At 37.3% G+C, this 19,378-nt stretch carries 16 protein-coding genes and 1 pseudogene; 10 read left to right on the forward strand and 7 right to left on the reverse strand.

Going from position 1 to position 19,378, the window contains the following annotated elements; translation table 11 throughout:
• Positions 1–12: 12 nt before the first annotated feature.
• From ACX9NY_RS32460 to ACX9NY_RS32475, 4 genes are all read right to left on the reverse strand, one after another.
• A complete protein-coding gene (locus ACX9NY_RS32460) occupies positions 13–1,113 on the reverse strand; it encodes an AAA family ATPase (protein WP_472479800.1) in 1,101 nt (366 codons plus the stop codon).
• Positions 1,100–3,796 (reverse strand): TnsA endonuclease N-terminal domain-containing protein, encoded by a 2,697-nt coding sequence (locus ACX9NY_RS32465; RefSeq protein WP_472479801.1) that lies wholly within the window; start codon positions 3,794–3,796, stop codon positions 1,100–1,102. The genes ACX9NY_RS32460 and ACX9NY_RS32465 overlap by 14 nt, the downstream gene beginning before the upstream one ends.
• A gap of 309 nt (positions 3,797–4,105) precedes the next feature.
• Entirely contained in the window at positions 4,106–5,230 is a 1,125-nt protein-coding gene (locus tag ACX9NY_RS32470; protein ID WP_472479803.1) for a TniQ family protein, read from the reverse strand.
• 480 nt (positions 5,231–5,710) lie between these two features.
• On the reverse strand, positions 5,711–5,911 hold the full coding sequence (locus ACX9NY_RS32475) for a ribbon-helix-helix protein, CopG family (protein WP_472479805.1): 201 nt from the start codon (positions 5,909–5,911) through the stop codon (positions 5,711–5,713).
• Positions 5,912–6,066: 155 nt separating this feature from the next.
• Between ACX9NY_RS32475 and ACX9NY_RS32480 the strand changes: the two genes are divergently transcribed.
• Complete coding sequence (locus ACX9NY_RS32480) at positions 6,067–6,888, forward strand: hypothetical protein (RefSeq protein WP_472479807.1); 822 nt, start codon at positions 6,067–6,069, stop codon at positions 6,886–6,888.
• Positions 6,889–7,180: 292 nt separating this feature from the next.
• Here the strand turns inward: ACX9NY_RS32480 and ACX9NY_RS32485 are convergent, their stop codons facing one another.
• Both ACX9NY_RS32485 and ACX9NY_RS32490 read right to left on the reverse strand, forming a co-directional pair.
• On the reverse strand, positions 7,181–7,933 hold the full coding sequence (locus tag ACX9NY_RS32485; RefSeq protein ID WP_472479809.1) for a hypothetical protein: 753 nt from the start codon (positions 7,931–7,933) through the stop codon (positions 7,181–7,183).
• Between the two features lie 1,290 nt (positions 7,934–9,223).
• Positions 9,224–9,679: a MerR family transcriptional regulator gene (locus tag ACX9NY_RS32490; RefSeq protein WP_472479811.1), complete on the reverse strand. Its 456-nt coding sequence runs from the start codon at positions 9,677–9,679 to the stop codon at positions 9,224–9,226.
• A 727-nt stretch (positions 9,680–10,406) separates the two neighbouring features.
• On the opposite strand from ACX9NY_RS32490, the gene ACX9NY_RS32495 reads away from it, so the two are divergent.
• The 6 genes from ACX9NY_RS32495 to ACX9NY_RS32520 all read left to right on the forward strand — a co-directional run bounded on the left by ACX9NY_RS32495 (position 10,407) and on the right by ACX9NY_RS32520 (position 15,694).
• Positions 10,407–11,258, forward strand: coding sequence for an aldo/keto reductase (locus tag ACX9NY_RS32495; RefSeq protein ID WP_472479813.1), 852 nt, complete (start codon positions 10,407–10,409; stop codon positions 11,256–11,258).
• A 78-nt stretch (positions 11,259–11,336) separates the two neighbouring features.
• Entirely contained in the window at positions 11,337–12,347 is a 1,011-nt protein-coding gene (locus ACX9NY_RS32500; protein WP_472479815.1) for a quinone oxidoreductase family protein, read from the forward strand.
• A gap of 113 nt (positions 12,348–12,460) precedes the next feature.
• Positions 12,461–13,006 (forward strand): NAD(P)H-dependent oxidoreductase, encoded by a 546-nt coding sequence (locus ACX9NY_RS32505; RefSeq protein WP_472479817.1) that lies wholly within the window; start codon positions 12,461–12,463, stop codon positions 13,004–13,006.
• Positions 13,007–13,064: 58 nt separating this feature from the next.
• Positions 13,065–13,703: an NAD(P)-dependent oxidoreductase gene (locus ACX9NY_RS32510; protein WP_472479819.1), complete on the forward strand. Its 639-nt coding sequence runs from the start codon at positions 13,065–13,067 to the stop codon at positions 13,701–13,703.
• Positions 13,704–13,766: 63 nt separating this feature from the next.
• A complete protein-coding gene (locus tag ACX9NY_RS32515; RefSeq protein ID WP_472479821.1) occupies positions 13,767–14,516 on the forward strand; it encodes an SDR family NAD(P)-dependent oxidoreductase in 750 nt (249 codons plus the stop codon).
• Between the two features lie 524 nt (positions 14,517–15,040).
• Positions 15,041–15,694: an SDR family NAD(P)-dependent oxidoreductase gene (locus ACX9NY_RS32520; RefSeq protein ID WP_472479823.1), complete on the forward strand. Its 654-nt coding sequence runs from the start codon at positions 15,041–15,043 to the stop codon at positions 15,692–15,694.
• Between the two features lie 280 nt (positions 15,695–15,974).
• On the opposite strand, the pseudogene ACX9NY_RS32525 reads toward ACX9NY_RS32520, so the two are convergent.
• A pseudogene (locus ACX9NY_RS32525) lies at positions 15,975–16,203 on the reverse strand (MerR family transcriptional regulator); the annotation flags it as partial.
• A gap of 391 nt (positions 16,204–16,594) precedes the next feature.
• Here ACX9NY_RS32525 and ACX9NY_RS32530 point away from each other — a divergent pair.
• The 3 genes from ACX9NY_RS32530 (at position 16,595) to ACX9NY_RS32540 (ending at position 19,333) form a co-directional block, all read left to right on the forward strand.
• Positions 16,595–17,761 carry an MFS transporter gene (locus ACX9NY_RS32530; protein WP_472480354.1) on the forward strand — a complete coding sequence of 389 codons (1,167 nt, stop codon included), beginning with the start codon at positions 16,595–16,597 and terminating at the stop codon, positions 17,759–17,761.
• Positions 17,762–18,125: 364 nt separating this feature from the next.
• Positions 18,126–18,986, forward strand: a complete 861-nt coding sequence (locus tag ACX9NY_RS32535) for an aldo/keto reductase (protein WP_472479825.1) — start codon at positions 18,126–18,128, stop codon at positions 18,984–18,986.
• A 23-nt stretch (positions 18,987–19,009) separates the two neighbouring features.
• Positions 19,010–19,333 carry a Dabb family protein gene (locus ACX9NY_RS32540; protein WP_472479827.1) on the forward strand — a complete coding sequence of 108 codons (324 nt, stop codon included), beginning with the start codon at positions 19,010–19,012 and terminating at the stop codon, positions 19,331–19,333.
• The last annotated feature ends 45 nt before the right edge of the window (positions 19,334–19,378 follow it).

Below are 19,378 nucleotides of genomic sequence, written 5' to 3' on the forward strand. Positions count from 1 at the left end.
CTCCTTTCTTTTTTAATCAATGCTACAACTATCTCTTGTTGGAGATCTTTGTGCTACCTTATTACTTTTCTTTTTCTCAGTTTTGGTTATACTAGCTTGTTTTATCTTATTTAATCCAAGTGCACTTAAAAGATAGTTCTTTTCTTCTTCAGTTTCATGGAGTTCAAGTTCACCCTCTCTAGCTTCTCGGACCATTGTGTTACATTGTTTAATACTCAATGCTGTTTTTTCTAGAAATCTCGGAGAAAAATGGGTGCTGTTTTCTGTTAAGCACATATCTAAAGCTCTTTCTAGCCAGAGTTTTAAGACCCCTATACACCCGATACTTCTTTCATATAAAAACTCCCAATGTGTTAATAGGTCGATTTCCTGAACAGGAAAATGATCTTGTAAAGATAAGATGCACGTTTGAAAATGTTGAAGATCTTGATGACTTTCTGCTCTATAACGTGAGATGTGAATATCAAGACTGCGATTACTTAACTGAGCGCTTTTATTTCGGAATTTAATCAATTCATATGTTCCTGCAAGAACATGTGGAACTTTAGTAACATTTGCAATAGATTTGATAACGTCCATTTGATCTAAAAGTTTACTTCCTCTTGGTATTTTTGCAATGTGTTGTGCTTCATCAACGATACAAGCCGAAGGCTTTCTATGGATTAAAGCACTCTCAAATGACCATCTTAATGCGGATAAAGTTTCCCTACTAAGCTTTTGAGAGACTATTTCTCTAGGTGAAATTTTCTTATCGATGCATGGTTCGTTAAGTTCTAACAGACCAGCCTTAAAATAATCTTTCCAACTGAATTGAATTGATTCTGCTGCCTTTGCTTCAAAGAATACAACAGGGATCTTTGAATGATCTACATATAACTCCGTCATTATTTCGTTCACGAGATCATTATAAAGTTTAGATAGTAAAGTGGATTTACCTACTCCACTTGGACCATATAGAAGAATCAGCGGGGTCTTGTAATTTGTTATGGCCAGTTTAGATTGTTGAAAGGCATCTTCTAGTTTTGGATGTGAGATCAATTTGCTATTGAAATAGCTTATCTTTTCATCTTTAGTTAACTCCATGACAGCTGCGGGAACTTTAGAATTCTCCATAACGTTCCTCCAAAATAGTCTCAATATTCGGTTTAGTAATTTCCTGAGTAACGGACTTTTCTATTTTGTCTAGAATAAATTCTTCATCACTCTGTGTATCTTGTGCGACTTCTTTTTGTACTAAACTTTGATCATCCTTCAGCTGTTGGAGCAAGAGCTCTTCAGATTCACAATTTCTCAAAAACTCTGCTAATTTTTTGGCATCTAGTTGGAATCTTCTCGAATGGTTGCGATTCTTCTGTAAAATCTCTTTGGATGCAATTTTAATTTGTTTTTCAGTTTTTCCATTGAAGATACTGTAATAATCAGACATACACATAACCCATCGTTTTCCTACATATGCGTAAGCTACACCGATATTGTATGGATCATAACGAATTGGAACTTGTTTTCCTTCAACTTCGGGATTTCGAAAACTCTCAGACCAGTAATGAACATAATTGTTCTTAAACCCTTTACCTGGATGTACTTTTGCAGTTCCTTTGCTTGTTGAAGGCATAGTTAGAATAAGAAAGTTCTCATCAAATGGAATAATAGTACTATTGCGCTTGCCAGAGTTTTTGAGACCTAATGCGAAGGCATCACTTGGACTTTGACCACCAAGCGCAGGGTGTCCAATTTGATCATAGATATGGTATGAGAATTCTTCTAATTTTTCGGAGAATTTACTAAGGGTCCAGACTGCAAGCTTTTTTGGATTGTTTTTTGGAGTGATTGTTCTAACATCTTTAGTTGATTGTGTATTTCCTAAAAGATTATAAATAAAGCGAGTATTAGTGGTACCAAATAACCGTTCAATAACAGATCCGTACCTTGGTTTACCCGCAGGTCGCTGTTTTTTTCCAGAGCGAAACATTGCAAGTGTTGTTTCAAAATAAATACTGGAAAACTCTTTTCCGCCATCAACTACAATTGTTTCAGGTAATCTTGAATAACGTTTAACACATTCACGAAAAATCATCATCGCAGATCGATAGGATGGGGGATCGAAAGTAACGTATAATGCTAGTATTTTCCTTGTACATGCATCAGTGAGAAACGTTACCCATGGTCTACCAAGATTCTTCTTGGTGAGTGGATCAATGAGTTCAATATCTAACTCGGTGTGATCTAAATGCGCAATCTCAAACGGACGATCTCCATGACGTATATTTGTTTGGCTATATTCTAAGTAAAAAGATTCAAAGCGGTAAGCTGCTTTCTCACCTTTCCTTTTTTTAACTTGATGATGAGTAGGGCGGGTATTGATTTTTTTTACAAAAGTCTTATAACTGCAGGGTTCTATCCCTTTTTCATCACAAGCTATTAAAAAATCTCCATAGACTTCTAATTTTTTTGGTTGCTTAAAGATTTCGTACTTATCTCGAATACATTCTTCAATTAATTTGGTTGTGCTTTCTGACAATCTACTCCTGTAATTACCTTTCTGTTGATGTAGTGGGAGTAGACCAATGTACCCATTTCCGTATATTTGTTCGTTTTTTTTATAATTGTAGACATAGTTTCTTATGGTCCGGCTAGGGGGGCTTGTATCAACTCTGGAATCATCCTGTAAATAGGGCAAGATCAATTCCATACGTTCGTTTGCTATGCGACAGTCCTCTATACTAGCTGAAATAAGTCTTTCATGTGCTTTATTATCATGAGTTGTTTTCGTTACAATATTTGATTTACTATGTTTTATCTTCCCTAGTTTAGCAAACTTGACAATTTCGGCATGTGTTAAGTCAACTATACTTTGTTTGTTGCGTATCGTGAGGTAATTCTGACCTTTATTAAGGATGTCCCATACTTGTTCATCCCATAATAGACTACTCCCAACTTCAATATCTATAACTGTACTCTCAATCATAGATAAATCTAGGGTAGTATTCTTTATATGGATGTAGGCCATAGCTTTTTCTTTAGAAGTAAAGACAGGTGTATACAAAGGTTCAGCCAAAACATGGCTGTACAAATCAACATATATTTTCTCAGTAGCAATTAAGGAGTAAATTATATCAGACGGGATGTCTAGATTGTCGGCTGCATCTAGCAAATCGTTGAGTGACTGTCCTTGTTTACATTCAAGATGTAATAATAATTTATCAGACATTTTTGTATCGAAATCTACAGTATATTTTAGATATGTTGAAAGAAAAACAAGATTTCGTTGATATACCCAATGTAACTTGTTTGAATTAAATACTTCAAAACCAAGATTGAATTGCTGGGCATAACTTTCTCCCGGTGGACATCTCCAATTGCCGTTACTATCTAAACAGTATCTAAAAGGATCCTTTTCAGATAGTTTTTGTAGCTCTTCATCGGTTTTACATTCTACCCATTTTGCCCCATGTTCTTCTACAACAAAGAAATCAGGTGTGTAGTAAAAAGTTTTTCTTCTATGTTTTTCGTTAACTTTGCTCATGTAATCAAGTTTAATTGAATTAGGCTGATCATAGAATTCTAAAACAGAATTACTATGTTCTAAAGTATGGATATAAGGTAATTCTAATGTGTGACTTTCATATTGAACTGTAAAGTTCATTTTTATACTAGGATACCGTCCAGAAACATTCTTTATAGAGCTGGCGACAAGCCGGGAAGGTTGGGACGAACGGATTTCGTTAATTATATTCTTAGCGTTTAATTGTACGGTATTATTTATTAACCAAAGCTCGTACTGCGTTGCTGTTAACATAAAAGAACCCCCCTAGACTTTTGTTCGTAGTCCTGCCCATAAGTCATCAAACATATTCATTGTAGTAAAATATTTATATAATTATGTGGGTTCGTATCGATTTCTTTGTAAACTTGCTTTTGTTTCATGGTTCTCCAAATATTTTTATATGCCGGTCTTTGTAATATTCCTTTACGTTGTAAAACTCTTTCTACATTTCGTTTGCTCGGATAGTGACCAGATTCATTCAAACTGAGAACTGCTTTTTCAATATCTTCACATGTTTTTTTATAGGTCATAATTTTTGTGCTATTTTTGAATTCCATATATCTATTTTTGATTTTTTCCGCAAGTATAGGATAGTTTTTTTTTTGTGGTTTTAGTAGTATAATTTAATTTTTTTGCAACTTCTGTTAAGGAAAGAGGTGGAGTGATAGTAGCATAGTAAATGAGCTTATCATTAGCTGATGTGTCATTGGATATTTTATTGGCGCAGAAACGCTTTAGAGGAGGCATCTGATACGTGAAGTCTATATTCAGGTGTGAGATCTTACCTAAGAGAAATTCTATTAAGTCAATGTTAAGATGGTTACAGATCTCTACTATAGTAGGTAAAGGTGGAATAAAAGTTCCGTTACAATATTGCCAAACTGTACAGCGATTCATGCTAAATAAATTTGCTAAACGAGAAATGTTACCTTGGCTAAATGAGAGCAAAACTTGAAAACTATCTTTTATATTTTTTCTACTTATACTATTCGTTTGTATTTTGTTTGTATGTGAAATCAACTGAAACAGGCTAAGGGAGTTTCTTAACTGGTTTTTATCCTCATTGAGAATGATTTGATGGTCTTTGTTTTTCCCAAGCCAAGTAGAACAGTGAGGGCAAAATCCAATTACAGAGTTTTTTGAAAGATGTGATATTGTTTTCCTGCAATTTTGATTAGGACACCTCATTATCAAAGGGGAATTATGAATTGGACATACAGAAATTAGCTTTATAGACCACAGCAGTGGTTCATAAAGAATCTCTCCTGCTTCTTTCCATTGGTTATAGCAATGTGCACACCATGCTTTTGAAGATTTCAATAAATATTTTTCCGAAATTACATCTTGCCAGGGTAATAAAGTAAGGTTTTCAAGAGTGTTTACTGTTGTTAATTTAATTAGAATTTGTACTATTGTTCGGCTGTGTAATCCAACACCATTTAAAGTAGAAGCTCTTTGATAGAATCTACTACCTCCGCGTGAAATATCCTTTTGTACATATTCCTTGTGTAGTTCTGGAGCAATTACAACTTTCAAAAGATCTCCAAAACACACATGGTGGGCAGAGGAAAGTCGAGTGATATAACTAAGAATGCCTTCCTGTAGTCCGGTATTTTGCTTCTCTGGAACAAGAGAATATAACTTACTTACATTGTAAGGTAATTTGAACTCAGATATATCGTACATAGCTTATCTAACCTGTAAAAAAATTTTTTTCAAGTTTTTAAATTCTACTTTTAATCTGTTTATCTTTTCATAGTATATATTTAACTCCTCAGTTGACAGTGGGATTCGTGAAGCTAGAGGATGAAGCTTAAAGATACTATTAGTTTCTGGACAGAGGTAATAGTAGTTAGACTGATGATAATCAAAAAGTAGTTGAATTTTCTTCTTATTTTCAGCAGTAAACCACTGTAAGAGGAGAGCGTGGCGACAAGAGTAATAGCAATTCTTAACCAATATTCCTTTGGAAGTTATGTAACCTAAGATAGGTAACATGTCATGTATATTGACTTTTTCCATTTTATTCAACTCCTTTGGTTTAATTATATATAAGAGAGTGTAGTCAAAATAATGGTTTGTAATACATTTTGTGTTACAAAAAGACATTAAAAATGGATGCATTCTTGGGGGCGTTTCCAAGAATACATCCATTATGTTATTACGCTATTTTTTCTCATCTGTAACTTGGTTGAACTTTGCATTCTTCAAAGCGTATTCGAGAGCCAAGTTGATTAATTCATTACGAGAACGATTACTTTTTTGAGCAAGTATATCAAACTGTTCCTGGGTCGATTTTTCGATTCGAATAGTGAGTGTAACGGATTTATCTTCTTTCGGGGTTATTATGAAATCATCCTGACTCAATTAGCATCACCTCTAACTACAGTATAGAAGCAAGAGGTGGAGGAAATGTATAACACAAATTAGTATCTAAATGTAATACAATTTGTAATACAAAGTGAATTAAGTTTGGTTAGTTGGTTATCCTGACAATAAAAGAGACTATTGGGGGACAAATAATGAAGTACACACTTTTAGATAAATTTATTACGGAAAATTCGTTCAGAAAATTGAAAGTCCAGAAATCTAATCTTGAGCTAATGAAATCTACAATTCGTAGTTACCAGGAGACGCTTGATATAAAGCGAATGGAGTGGAGAGAACAAGGTGTCGTAGGTAAATTTATAGGAGTGAAAAGTTATGATGATAACTCACAACTAATATATGAGTTGCTAGAGAATCATGGCATTATTCATTTAGTTCTTAACATCAGCTGGAATAAACTTGATTTAGACGAACAAAACAAGGTAGTTAGGTACTCAATTCCAGGTACTCCATATTTAAAGATAACACCCGGTGGAAGTCATGGTGATGAAATTGAAAAAATAGATATTTCATATTTCAATGATTTAAACATCTCAGAAATAGTACATTTCTGGAAATCTACAAAACGTGAATATGATGTAAATATGATTCATTGGGAAGCTGTTAGGAAACATACTTTATTGACCATGTTGTATGCAAAAGAAGATAAAGTTAAATTAAGCTACGGATCATTAAATGTAATAAGACCAAGTCCCACAGTGATGGCTAGTGATGTAATTAGACTAATGGGTGTAGAAACTTTGAAAAAACACGGTAGCATTGACTATTCCAAATTATACGAGTACGCCATAAAAGGATTCATAAATAAGTCAGAGATAGATGCCCAAAGAAGAGTAGTCGATATAAATCTTAGATATTATTTAATGGAGATAAAATCAGAGCAAAGTTCTACGCAAGCCTATCATTGTTATAAGAGTAAACTATCTCAATCATGTAGAAGTGATTGTTGGAAATGAACATTGATTGTGAACTATACAACAGTCGGTTAAGTTCTTAAGAAGTTTCACTATTGAAATGTAGAGAGCAATAAAATTAATTGGAATTATTGAATGTGAGGCCTGCAGATGTTCTTCGAGATAACAATTGATATGTTGAATAAAATTTGTAAGTGGGACTCATGCCAAGTTATGGATGTGACTGGAGCTAAGTTTGCTTACACATTCATACCCACTGGTATTGGTCTAGTTATCCAAGTGAAATGTGATGTTTGTAAAAGAGTTTTATGGTTAACAGAGGATTGATAAAATTCTAATTGACGTCCACATCTTCAGAAGTAAATAAATCTAACAGCTGGCGACTACCAACTTGTAGTCGGTTAATCGACTCAATAGCAACAGACTGCTCAATAGCAATCTGATCGCGACCCCGTGTTACAAGATTAAAATAGTAAAAATGTTTTCTAGCGGAACTCCATCGCCCGCCAATCCAGGCTGCATGTGGCTTTTCCATTTCATGAGCAATATCATAAATGTAACTTTCTTCACACCGCCAGCCATACCGGTGTTGAATCAATTTTTGGATTTCACTCGCTGTAGCTTCTAATTTGAAATTTAACACGGTTAGGAAGAAGCATCTACTCAGTTGCCTCACGTATATAAGTTGTTTAAACAGCTTCATACTAGCCTCACTCCAACTTGGTCTTTCAACAACTGCTTTATTGTTAAGTTCTGAGACTAAAAAGCTTCCTATCTGTATGAGCTCAGAAAGTAATAAAGTATAAGTGCTGATGAGGTCCGTTAGTTTGTGTATCCCTTTATCAGTGATAGTCATTTGCTTAGTTTGTCCAATCTCATTAATTTGGAACACCCATCCAAACGAAACCATTTCTCTAATAATCTGATAAACATACGCCTTTGAACATACTGAAAAACTTTGTTGAAGGAGCACATTAGATAGCTCTTTAACAACCAAAATTTTGGATGTTTTTAATTCATGTAATAGAATCATATAGTTAATATCTCTTGTACTTGGCTCAAAGTCATTTTGAGTACCGGTTTTCATTTATATCAGTCCTCCTTACGAATAATACAGATAAATTAATTAAGGTAAATTAGAATCTGACTTAGTTTTTACTTGAATGGAAGATGACCTATCTATTAGTTCTATTTGTGCCATAATCGACTCAATTTATTCTTTATTCTAGAATGAAAAGAAAGCAGTACATAAAGTAAAAAAGGTGGAGGATCATATCAATGAGGAGCACTTACATCAGGCTCTGAGAAAGAGTAGGCAGATATCTCGACCTTTTAGAGTAAATTCTTTAATCGGGTTAAATTTGATTTGCAAGTTGAATTAGCTATGGAGACTCAGATGAAAGGCCTGAAAGAATAATTTGAGTAAAAAGCAAAATCGTTGCCGAAAGATCAAAAACACTCTTTAAAAGCTTAGGAAGAAATAGTACTTGTATTGACGTACTGATAAACAAGTCTCTTTTAATTGGAGAAAGCCGTTTGCGGCATTTGTATAACAAAACGATATAAAGATTTGTAGAGAAAGACTTTATGTCCAGTTATCATTTTGTTGATCAGCTAATAGCAAACTCTGATTTAAACATAAAGGATTATGCCAAAGAGCTGATCCAATTGTTTGAAGCAGCAACCTGTAAATATCCTATTTAATTGGCTAATTGTAAGACATGGTTAGAAAACTTTTCAATAATCCTCGGCGTCATTTTTTTTGTTTAGGCATGGGTGAATTCCTCGTTGGTTTTGTTCTTCGGCTGGCTCATTTGTCGCAGGACAAGAACATTGTTCCATTCAAAGTCGCTTATTTAGCGGCTTTTTTTGTTTTAAGGAACTAAGTTCTTGTCCCTTGCTGAGGATAAGAACATTGTACATTGCCGAAAAGGACAAAAACATTGTGTCATTCCCGATTAGGTAAATATCTAAATAGTTTTCATGGCTGGAATTCATGTTGCGATACAAAAGAAAATAACATAAAACGTCCACGTAAATAGCGTTTTTATTTAAGGAACCAAGCTTATTTCCCGAACTGAGGACAAGGACATCGTGACATAGTCGATTAGACAAATAGGTAATTATAATATGATATCTGCTTCATTAAGCTAACGGGCAGGTTAGTTGAACAAAATATTGAATTGTGGAACAACACGTTTGAAAAACGTCGGTACGAATAAAGAAATATTTTCTTAAATTAATGGGCAAGATAGTTTATGTATATTTCTTTACAAAGTTAAAAAAAGCCGATTTTCCAAAAAGGATCATCGACTTCTTCTGTGAGAAAGAACAATTTCATAACAGCATAATAGTGCACCATTACAATTAACAATAATTAATGAGCAATCGGCATTTTATCTTTTACCAATGGGCAGGATGAATTGACAATTTTATCTTCTTGCCAATCAGCAGGATTGGTATCATCAGGGATCACTTGATCTACAATGTCACTGTAATGTTTTTCTTTATTGGTAATATATTCCGCCATTGATTTTAATTCTTCTAATTGGTCTAGAACTATTTCTTTTTGCTTAAGTATCATTTCATAACGTTCCTGAATGGTAGAGCTTCCTACCAAACACAGGTCTACATATTTTTTGATATCTTCCACTGACATACCACATTTTTTTAAATATTTTGCGCCTCTAAGCCATTGTATGGAGTCGTCATTAAAAATACGATTATTATTTTTATCGCGATGTAAACTTGGAACTAAATCCTTATCAGTATAGAAGCGAACAGTGTGTTCAGTTAGGTCAAGTAATTTGGCAACTTCTTTTACAGTATACATGTAGCCCTCCTAATCCTTACTTATGAATTATTTTATTTAAAAACATTGACTTCGTGTTACTCGAAGGTGATAGAGTGATAATACTGTAAGTTACGAAGTTTGTAAACCACGGTGCAGTACATGGGAAATTTTAATTACCTTATTGACTTCGTGTTACTCGAAGGTGATAGGGTGATAATACTGTAAGTTACGAAGTTTGTAAACCGCTGATGTAGTACCTGTGGAATTTCATTTGCCTTATTAACTTCGTGTTACTCGAAGGTGATAGAGTGATAATACTGTAAGTTACGAAGTTTGTAAACCGCTGATGTAGTACCTGTGGAATTTCATTTACCTTATTGACTTCGTGTTACTCGAAGGTGGTAGAGTGATAATACTGTAAGTTACGAAGTTTATAAACCGCTGATGTAGTACCTGTGGAATTTCATTTACCTTATTGACTTCGTGTTACTCGAAGGTGGTAGAGTGATAATACTGTAAGTTACGAAGTTTATAAACAACTGATGTAGTACCTGTGGAATTTCATTTACCTTATTGACTTCGTGTTACTCGAAGGTGGTAGAGTGATAATACTGTAAGTTACGAAGTTTATAAACAACTGATGTAGTACATGGGAATTCCATTTGCCATTATTGATTTCGTGTAACTCGTAGGTTGTAAGGATGATTTATTTCCTTAAATTTATCCTTATGAAAAAAAATAATGTATACCAAAAGGAGGACTTCATATGCAAAAAGTTATTTTAAATAATGGGGTTGAAATGCCGATACTCGGCTTCGGTGTATGGCAGATTCCAGATGCTAGTGAATGTGAACAAGCAGTATACGATGCCCTTATGGCAGGCTATCGTCTGATTGATACAGCTGCTGCTTATGAAAACGAAGAAGCTGTTGGAAGAGCTATCAAACGTAGTAGCGTGCCAAGAGAGGAAATCTTCGTTACAACAAAACTTTGGATACAGGATGCTGGTTATGAGAGTGCAAGGAAAGCATTCGCAAAATCACTGGAAAGACTGCAATTAGATTATTTGGATTTGTATTTAATTCATCAGCCTTTTGGTGATGTATATGGTTCTTGGCGTGCGATGGAGGAATTATATCGTGAGGGTAAAATCAAGGCAATTGGAGTAAGTAATTTCGAACCAGATCGTCTCGTAGATTTGATCCTCCATAACGAAATAACTCCTACTGTAAACCAGCTAGAAACACATCCTTTCTTCCAACAGGAAGAGGCAGCTCAAGTTATGAAAGAGTTTAATATTCAACATGAGGCATGGGGCCCTTTGGCACAAGGGAAAAACAACATTTTTCAGAACGATATTTTAGTGTCTATAGCTGAAAAATATCATAAATCCGTTGCTCAGGTGATTATGCGCTGGTTTACACAAAGAGGAGTTGTGGCAATTCCAAAGTCTACTCACAAGGAGAGAATCATTGAAAACTTCAATATCTTTGATTTTGAATTGAGCCAAGAGGATATGAACGCAATTGCCGCAATGGATACGAAAAAGAGTTTAATTCCTTCTAAAAGAGACCCTGAAGTCGTGAAACGATTTGCAAACTGGAGTTTTAATATTTAACTCATTTTAAATGACTTGAGGAAACTTGTTTTATCCGTATAATGCCTGGGAGCTGTAGGCGAAAGGAATGTATATATTGTGAAAGTAATGATGTTAAGAGAAACAGGCGGACCAGACCAACTAAAGCTCGAAAATGTAGAAACGCCTAAACCTGGTTCGAAAGAGGTCCTCGTGCGATTACAAACGGCGTCTCTTAACCGGCGGGATTTGATGATCGTTCATGGGCGATATCCGGGTATAAAGCTACCTGCTATTCCCGGCTCTGACGGTGCAGGGGAAGTTGTGGAGGTTGGAGACGAAGTCAACAATGTCTCAACCGGTGACCAAGTGATTATCAATCCCGGTTTGAATTGGGGCAACGATATGAACAAAAAAAGGGCTGACTTCACAATTCTCGGCAATCCTACTGACGGAACCTATGCCCAATATGTGAAGGTGCCAGCAGAAAATGTCTATTCAAAACCGTCCCATTTATCTTGGGAAGAGGCCGCGGCGCTCCCGCTTGCTGGTTTGACCGCCTACCGTGCTCTCGTGACGAAAGGAAAGGTGAAGAAAGGAGAGACTGTTCTGATCCCCGGTGTTGGCGGAGGAGTAGCCACCTATCTCGTACAGTTTGCAGCAGCACTCGGTGCTCAAGTTTACGTAACATCCAGCAAAGAAGAAAAGATTGAAAAAGCAAAAAGATTCGGTGCAACCGCAGGTGTCAACTACTCATCAGATGATTGGTCGGAGAATTTAGAGAAATTAACTGGCGGCATTGATCTATCCATGGACAGTATTGGCGGAGAGGTCTTCAAAAAACTGGTTTCAATTGGCAAAATTGGAAGTCGAATTGTCAGCTTCGGAGCAACGAGAGGCCCGGTTCCAAATCTCCTCCTGCCAAGTATGACGGTAAAAGAAATGTCGGTGATAGGTTCAACGATGGGCAGCCCGCAAGATTTTGCCGATATGGTCAAGTTCGTGGAGGAACACAAGATTCACCCTGTTTTGGATAAAACATTTTCACTGGAGGAGTCTGCCGAGGCACTGTTCAGAATGGAAAAGGGAGAAAACTTCGGGAAAATCGTTTTAACCATGCCACAAGATTAATATCGGATTAAGAAAAAAAGTTCTTGATTTGAGAATATGAATACCTGTCCTATATGGATTTATGTCGTTTAATCAAATTCCCAAACAAATGATTCTTCAAGGAGAGATAATAAATGAAAACATTAGTTCTTATTATTCACCCAGACTTTACTGCTTCCCGCGTGCATAGACGTTTGATGGAAGAAATGGAGAAGCAAGCTGGCGTTACCATTCACCGTGTTTATGAGGCTTACCCCGATGAGAAGATTGATGTCGCAGCCGAGCAAAAACTATTAGAAGAGCATGATCGCATCGTAGTACAATTTCCATTCTACTGGTACAGCTCGCCTTCATTGTTAAAAAAATGGGAGGATGCAGTCCTTACTTACGGATGGGCATTTGGAAGCAATGGGGATAAGCTGCAGGGAAAAGAGATGCTAATTGCTGTTTCTACAGGTGTTGACAAAGAGGGGTATTCAGCAGATGGAAATGTTAACTACACTGTCCCAGAGTTACTGCGACCTCTTCAGGCGACCAGTAACTTGATTGGCACACGTTATTTGACACCTTATGTATTGTACGGAGTGGCTCAAATGTCCGACGAGGAGCTTGAGCAAGGAGCGAAGGATTACGTGGCTTATGTCTTGAATCCTGAAATAGAGGCAGCGGCCATCCGCTAATAGTATTTATTCTATGTATACCACTAATTAAATGGATATTCGAAAGGAAGAAAAATAAATGAAAATTATCGTACTTGGAGCATATGGAAAATCAGGACGCACATTTATTTCAGAGGCTGAAAAACGTGGTCATGAGGTATTAGCAGTAGCACACAGAAAACATGATGATGTAGATTATAAAAACGTATTAATCAAAGACATTATGGATTTAACCAAAGAAGATATTGCAGGCTATGATGCCATTATTGACGGAGTAAGTGCTTGGGTACCAGAAACTTTCTACGTGCATACTGACGGTGTTTCTCATATTGCGAATTTACTTGATGGAAGCAACACACGATACATCAAAATCGGTGGAACAGGTACATTGTTTATAAATAAAGAGCATACAAAATATTTCAAAGACTGGGAAAACTATATGGAAGAATACAAACCATTGGCAGAAGTCTTGGTTCAAAGTTTGGAACGCTTGCGCTCATACTCAAACATTGCTTGGACTTATGCGACACCAGCATTTAATTATGACGTTGAAGGAAAGGCGACAGGTAAATATCATTTTGATGGTGAAGAATTTAACATTGAGGATATTGCAACAAGCCATATTAGCTATGCTGATTTTGCTAGTGCGTTAATTGATATTTTGGAAAATGGGTCTTATGTTCGTCAAAGAATGACAATTGTTGGTGATGAACAGTAAAAATTGAAAAGTAGTTCAGCGGGTATCCGTGCTTGCTGAACTCAGATAAAGGGAGCAAAGAAGATGAACAAAGAATTTCTTGAAAAAGTTGTTTTAGTCACAGGGGCAGGCTCTGGAATCGGAAAAGAAATTGCGGCTCAATTTGCCGAAGAAGGAGCAAAGGTTGTTATTATTGGAAGAAACGAATCAACCTTGAAAGAATCTGCCGCACAAAATGAGAATATTCACTATCGTCTAACAGACTTAAGCGTTTCTAGTCAGTTAACTCAGTTAGTGGAACAGGTAAAAAATGATTTTGGTAAACTAGATGTACTTGTCAATAATGCTGGTTGGGCACCAGTTACACCACTTGGAAAAATTCAAATGAAAGAGTACGAGGCAGCTTTTGACACAAATGTTCGAGGAGTCTTAGATTTAACGCAACAAGTACTTCCGCTTTTAAAAGAAAGTAAAGGAAATATTATTAATATCTCCTCAACCGTAGCAAGACAACCTTTAGCCAATATGTCTGTTTATTCAGCTAGTAAGGCAGCTCTTCAAGCGATGACCAAATCTTGGTCGAAAGAATTGGCGCAAGTTGGTATTCGCGTAAATACGGTAACAGTTGGTCCAATTGAAACACCTATTTATGATAAAACAGATTTGACACCTGAAGAAGCGAAAGCACATCATGATAATGTTGAAAAGATGATTCCATTAGGTTTTTTTGGACAACCAGAGGATGTTGCTTATCCTGTCTTGTTCTTGGCTTCTGATAAATCTCGCTTCATTACTGGTGCGGATTTGGCAGTAGATGGTGGAATGCTTGCTTAAACGATGAAGTATATTGGTAGTTTAATTATTTAGAAAAGAATCAAAGTAGACAAGTTTTTCTAGTCTTGTCTACTTTGATTCTTTTTATGGATTTGAAGGACGCAACTGGTTAATAGTACTCCCCAGTAATTGATATACTTTAAGATTATTTAGGAAGATGTTCCCCATAAAGTGGTGAAGCGCTATGAAATTAATCAAATTTCAAAATGTAAAAATCCCAACGGTTGCCCTTGGTGCATGGTCATGGGGCATTGGTGCAGCCAGGTAAAGCCCCTCTGTTGAATACAGCTGACGTCTCTGTGCCTGCCGATTGTGATCGGACAGTAGCTGAGGTGGTGGCTCGGTTTGGGCGCTTGGAAATCAGGATAAACCAATAGCATGGGCGTCCAGCGGAGTGAATCCGATGGATGACGCTCCATCACTTATATGAAGAAGAAATTGATAAATAACAGAATATTTAAACACTCAAGATTTGTTTTGGTACAGCTTGAGGTTTTGTTCAGTAAAGAAAGGAATTAGACACTATGGAAAAGAAAACATTGATTTTAGTGGGTGCAGGTAAAGGTCTTGGTAATGCTGTAGCAAGAGAGTTTGCATCATATAATTTCAAAGTGGTTTTAATTGCGCGAAGTATAGAACGATTGAAACAGTATGAAGAGGAATTTAAAGGTCTAGGATATGAAGTCTATACAATAGTAGCTGATGCAGCAAAGCCAGAGACTCTTACAAAGGCAATTCATGAAGTACAGGAAAAATTGGGAACACCCGACGCTCTTGTTTATAATGTTGGCATAACCGAACCTGACGGTGACAGAGAAATTACAAGCGAGCTGCTGATGGAGCGATATCAGGTAGATGCTGCCAGCGCCTATCATTGTGCAACTCTTGTTGCAACTGAGGAATTTGCATTTAAAAAGGGAGCAATCATTTTTACTGGTGGCGGTTTCGCAAAAACATTCCAGCCAATAATGTTCCTGAAACCTCTTAGCATCGACAAGGCCGCACTGAACGCTATAAACATAATTCTCCACTATGAGTTGGAACCAAAGGGCATTTTCGTAGGCAGCATTATCGTAAACGGTGTGATTGACCCCGCAACGGATCACAGCCCAGAAAATATTGCTAAAGAATACTGGAAGATGTATAAAGAACGCGGTGATTTTGAGGTCGTTGTTTAATCATTAAGAACAGGTAGGAATTTGAGAAAGAACAGACACAATTTTAGCACTTCGTTTAAAGATAAAATCATAATTATGTGAAGCAGAAAGAACTTGCCGATAATGAAAAAGTGAAAAATAAAATCCGTAGTAGCAGACCTTAGTCGGATTCAGCAAATGCTGGGAGTGAGCAGGATACCAGATGTTAGGACGGTGGACTTTTAGACAAAGACTCTTTGCAAAGGATATATAATGCATCAATACCATCTGACTATATCAAACAAACGGGAAATGATTATTTTTCGCCTTCCAAACACAAGTCTACGTACTTTTTAATGTCTTCCACTGACATTCCACATTTTTTTAAATATTTCGAGCCTCTAGTTTATGGAGTCGTCATTAAAAATACGATTATTATTTTTATTTTTATCACGATGTAAACTTGGAACTAATCCCTTATCAGTATAGAAGCGAACGGTGTGTTTAGTTAAGTCTAGTATTTTTGCAACTTCTTTTACGTATACTTGCAGCCCTCCTCATTTTTCAGTTTGTATTACTTCAAGTAAAATCATTGACCTCGTGTTACTCGAAGGTAGTAAAGTGATAGTACTTTAAATTCCTAAGTTTATAAACCCCTGATACAGAACATGGAATATTTAATTTACCCTTGTTAACTTCGTGTTACTCGAAGATTGTAAGCTTATAATTGTTTAAGGCCGGTATTTAAAACCCTATGATAAGTCATGTAAAGTAAGAGCCATTTCTAGGGGAAGTAGAGCTTAAAGAAAATATAAAAGTAATTGAAGGAAACAGTTGCGATAGTATTCGACGAAGCTGTCACAACTTCATTGTAAAAATTCCGCAGTTAGATTAGAAGGGGGCTACACCATGTCCAAAATATCCACCAAGTCCGACCGACGGATGACTCCGGCGATAACAGTCATCTTTGCGATTGCCGCAGGGCTGGCCGTCGGTAATCTCTATTTTTCCCAGCCGCTGTTCGAAATTATCGCCTCATCCCTAGGCGTCTCATCATCGAGCGCAGCGATGCTGGTGACTGTCACTCAGTTTGGATACGCGCTCGGAATATTCCTCCTTGTGCCACTGGGCGATGTCTTAAACGTACGCCGGCTCATTCCACTGATCCTGATCCTGTCAGCTGTGTTGCTCATCTGCTCCGCCCTAGCACCGACGTTTTCGGTACTCCTCGCAGCGCTCGGCGGCTTAGGACTGTCCACCGTCTCTGCGCAGCTTCTGACTCCATTGGCCAGCGAGCTGGCAGAGCCTGAGCACCGTGGAAGAGTAGTCAGCACGGTCGCGGCAGGCACATTAATCGGTATTTTGCTCTCGCGCACGATTAGCGGCTTAGTGTCTGATCTACTCGGATGGAGGGCGATTTATGGAATAGCGGCCGGTGTCACAATCATTCTTGCTGTTATACTGTACAAGATTATTCCGCGTCTCGAACCTCGCGAACGCATTTTTTACATGCGTCTTCTGGGGTCAGTGTTCACAACCGTGGCGCGTCATCGCGCGGTGCCCCCAACACTGATCATCTCGGCAGCAAGCTTTGCCGTGTTCTCGTTGTTTTGGACTTCGCTGACTTACTTGCTGACGGCACCGCCGTTCTCCTACTCGGCTGGCCAGATTGGGCTCTTGGGACTTGCAGGGTTGGCAGGTGCCCTCGCTGCGCGGCGTGCTGGCACAATGCACGACCGTGGCTGGTCAGTGCCCGCCTCAGGAGGCGCACTGGTTCTGCTCGCGTTGTCACTGGTTGCGGCTTTGGCAATGAGAAGTTCCATCATTGGGTTGATTGTGGTTATCATAGTTTTAGACATCGCAGCGCAAGCCAACCTTATACTGGGACAGACCCGGCTTCTTGCACTGCCTGGTTCTGCCCGCAGCCGCCTTAACACTGCCATCGTTGTGAGTAACTTCTTAGGGGGTGCGTTCGGTTCGGTTATTGTTGGTCCACTCTGGGCGCTCGGCGGATGGAACGCGATTATAATCGCTGCCCTAGTTATTAACCTTACCGGTCTCATCGTATGGGGCTTCACTCGCCGTACCCACCTGCTGGACGTAACCTAATTGCAAGACTGGCACGAGAATGAGTTAATCGACGAAAGAAAAAATAACTATCTTGATTGAGCGGAAGCCGATATTATGGGAATCCAAAAACGGTCATGGAGCTAGGATAACTTACGAGTCAAATATTTACATTTAGTTGTGGTGATGGATGACAATAACGAAGGCATTGGTTCAAGAGGCTATTGTGCTAGATAAAAGGAAGATTAGAGGTATTAAAAAGTTACATTAAAACTGTTGACTTCGTGTTACACGAAGGTTGTATGTTTATAATAGTCACAGGCTGAAACTAAATTCCTATGATAAGTTATCTAAAGACAGGGCATTTGTTACGAAGAAAATATCTTTACAAAAGGAGTGATGGGAAATGGAAAATGTGACATTAAGTAATGGTGTAAAAATGCCGATTTTGGGATATGGTACTTATCTAGTTAGTCCGGAAGAATGTGAAAACCTTGTCCTAAAGGCTATTGCTACTGGTTATCGTTCCATTGACACAGCGCAAGCTTATTACAATGAAGAAGGCGTAGGAAATGCCATTTCGAAATGTGGTGTCCCGCGTGAAGAGTTTTTCCTAACTACAAAAGTCTGGGTTTCAGAAGCAGGATATGAGAAAGCAAAAGCATCCATTGATGAATCTTTACGTAAATTACAAACTGATTATGTTGATTTATTACTTATTCATCAACCTTACGGTGATTATTACGGAACATGGCGAGCCATGGAAGAAGCTTATAAAGAAGGTAAAGTTCGTGCAATTGGTTTAAGTAATTTTGCCGCAGATCGCTTTATTGACCTGGTTACCTTTAGTGAAGTAACACCTGTAATGAATCAATTAGAAACACATCTTTTTCAACAACAAAAATTTAATCGCCGATATCTTGAAAAATACGGTGCTCTATTAGAAGCGTGGTCTCCACTGGCAAGAGGAGAAAAGAATATGTTCACCAATCCGTATCTTTTAGAAGTAGGCAAAAAATATAATAAGAGTGCTAGTCAAGTGGCGCTACGCTTCTTAGTTCAAAGCGGCATTGTCACTTTAGTGAAGTCATCCACTCCAGAACATATGAAAGAAAATATTGATATCTTTGATTTTGTTCTTTCAGAAGAAGAAATGAAGACAATGGAGGCTATGGATGAAGGTGTTAACTTCTTCATGGAGCATAATAATCCAGAGCATATGTATAATTTCTTTGGTAACTTTGGATTTATTTCCACTGAAAAATAGAGAGAATGTAGGAATATGAAAGATTGATTAGTGAAGAAAGAAGGGATTTAATGATTCGACACATTTTTATCGCCCCTATAAAAGAGGGGATTTCAGAAGAAAAGGTAAAAGAGAAAATTGTTACAATGATGGAAATCAAAAATCAAGTGCCAGGCATTATACAATTGACCGTAGGAAAAAATACGGGTTGGCTTGGAATGACTAATGCAGTATCTATGGTTATTGATGTAAAGGATAAAGTTGCATTTGATACCTTTTTAAGTCATCCTTATCATTTGCATATCGGTGAAACCGCAGACGACATGTTTGATATATCAGGATTTGTCATTTCACAAATTGAATATTAAAGAAGTGGTCTATTTTTTATGACAAGTTTTATAAACAAGATTTTA

This window comes from Paenibacillus sp. CB74, assembly GCF_055687625.1.

Coding starts and splice junctions, on each gene's coding strand:
- ACX9NY_RS32460 (WP_472479800.1), bottom strand. CDS start 1,113: ATGGAGAATTCTAAAGTTCCCGCAGCTGTCATGGAGTTAACTAAAGAT.
- ACX9NY_RS32465 (WP_472479801.1), bottom strand. CDS start 3,796: ATGTTAACAGCAACGCAGTACGAGCTTTGGTTAATAAATAATACCGTA.
- ACX9NY_RS32470 (WP_472479803.1), bottom strand. CDS start 5,230: ATGTACGATATATCTGAGTTCAAATTACCTTACAATGTAAGTAAGTTA.
- ACX9NY_RS32480 (WP_472479807.1), top strand. CDS start 6,067: ATGAAGTACACACTTTTAGATAAATTTATTACGGAAAATTCGTTCAGA.
- ACX9NY_RS32485 (WP_472479809.1), bottom strand. CDS start 7,933: ATGAAAACCGGTACTCAAAATGACTTTGAGCCAAGTACAAGAGATATT.
- ACX9NY_RS32490 (WP_472479811.1), bottom strand. CDS start 9,679: ATGTATACTGTAAAAGAAGTTGCCAAATTACTTGACCTAACTGAACAC.
- ACX9NY_RS32495 (WP_472479813.1), top strand. CDS start 10,407: ATGCAAAAAGTTATTTTAAATAATGGGGTTGAAATGCCGATACTCGGC.
- ACX9NY_RS32505 (WP_472479817.1), top strand. CDS start 12,461: ATGAAAACATTAGTTCTTATTATTCACCCAGACTTTACTGCTTCCCGC.
- ACX9NY_RS32510 (WP_472479819.1), top strand. CDS start 13,065: ATGAAAATTATCGTACTTGGAGCATATGGAAAATCAGGACGCACATTT.
- ACX9NY_RS32515 (WP_472479821.1), top strand. CDS start 13,767: ATGAACAAAGAATTTCTTGAAAAAGTTGTTTTAGTCACAGGGGCAGGC.
- ACX9NY_RS32520 (WP_472479823.1), top strand. CDS start 15,041: ATGGAAAAGAAAACATTGATTTTAGTGGGTGCAGGTAAAGGTCTTGGT.
- ACX9NY_RS32530 (WP_472480354.1), top strand. CDS start 16,595: ATGACTCCGGCGATAACAGTCATCTTTGCGATTGCCGCAGGGCTGGCC.
- ACX9NY_RS32535 (WP_472479825.1), top strand. CDS start 18,126: ATGGAAAATGTGACATTAAGTAATGGTGTAAAAATGCCGATTTTGGGA.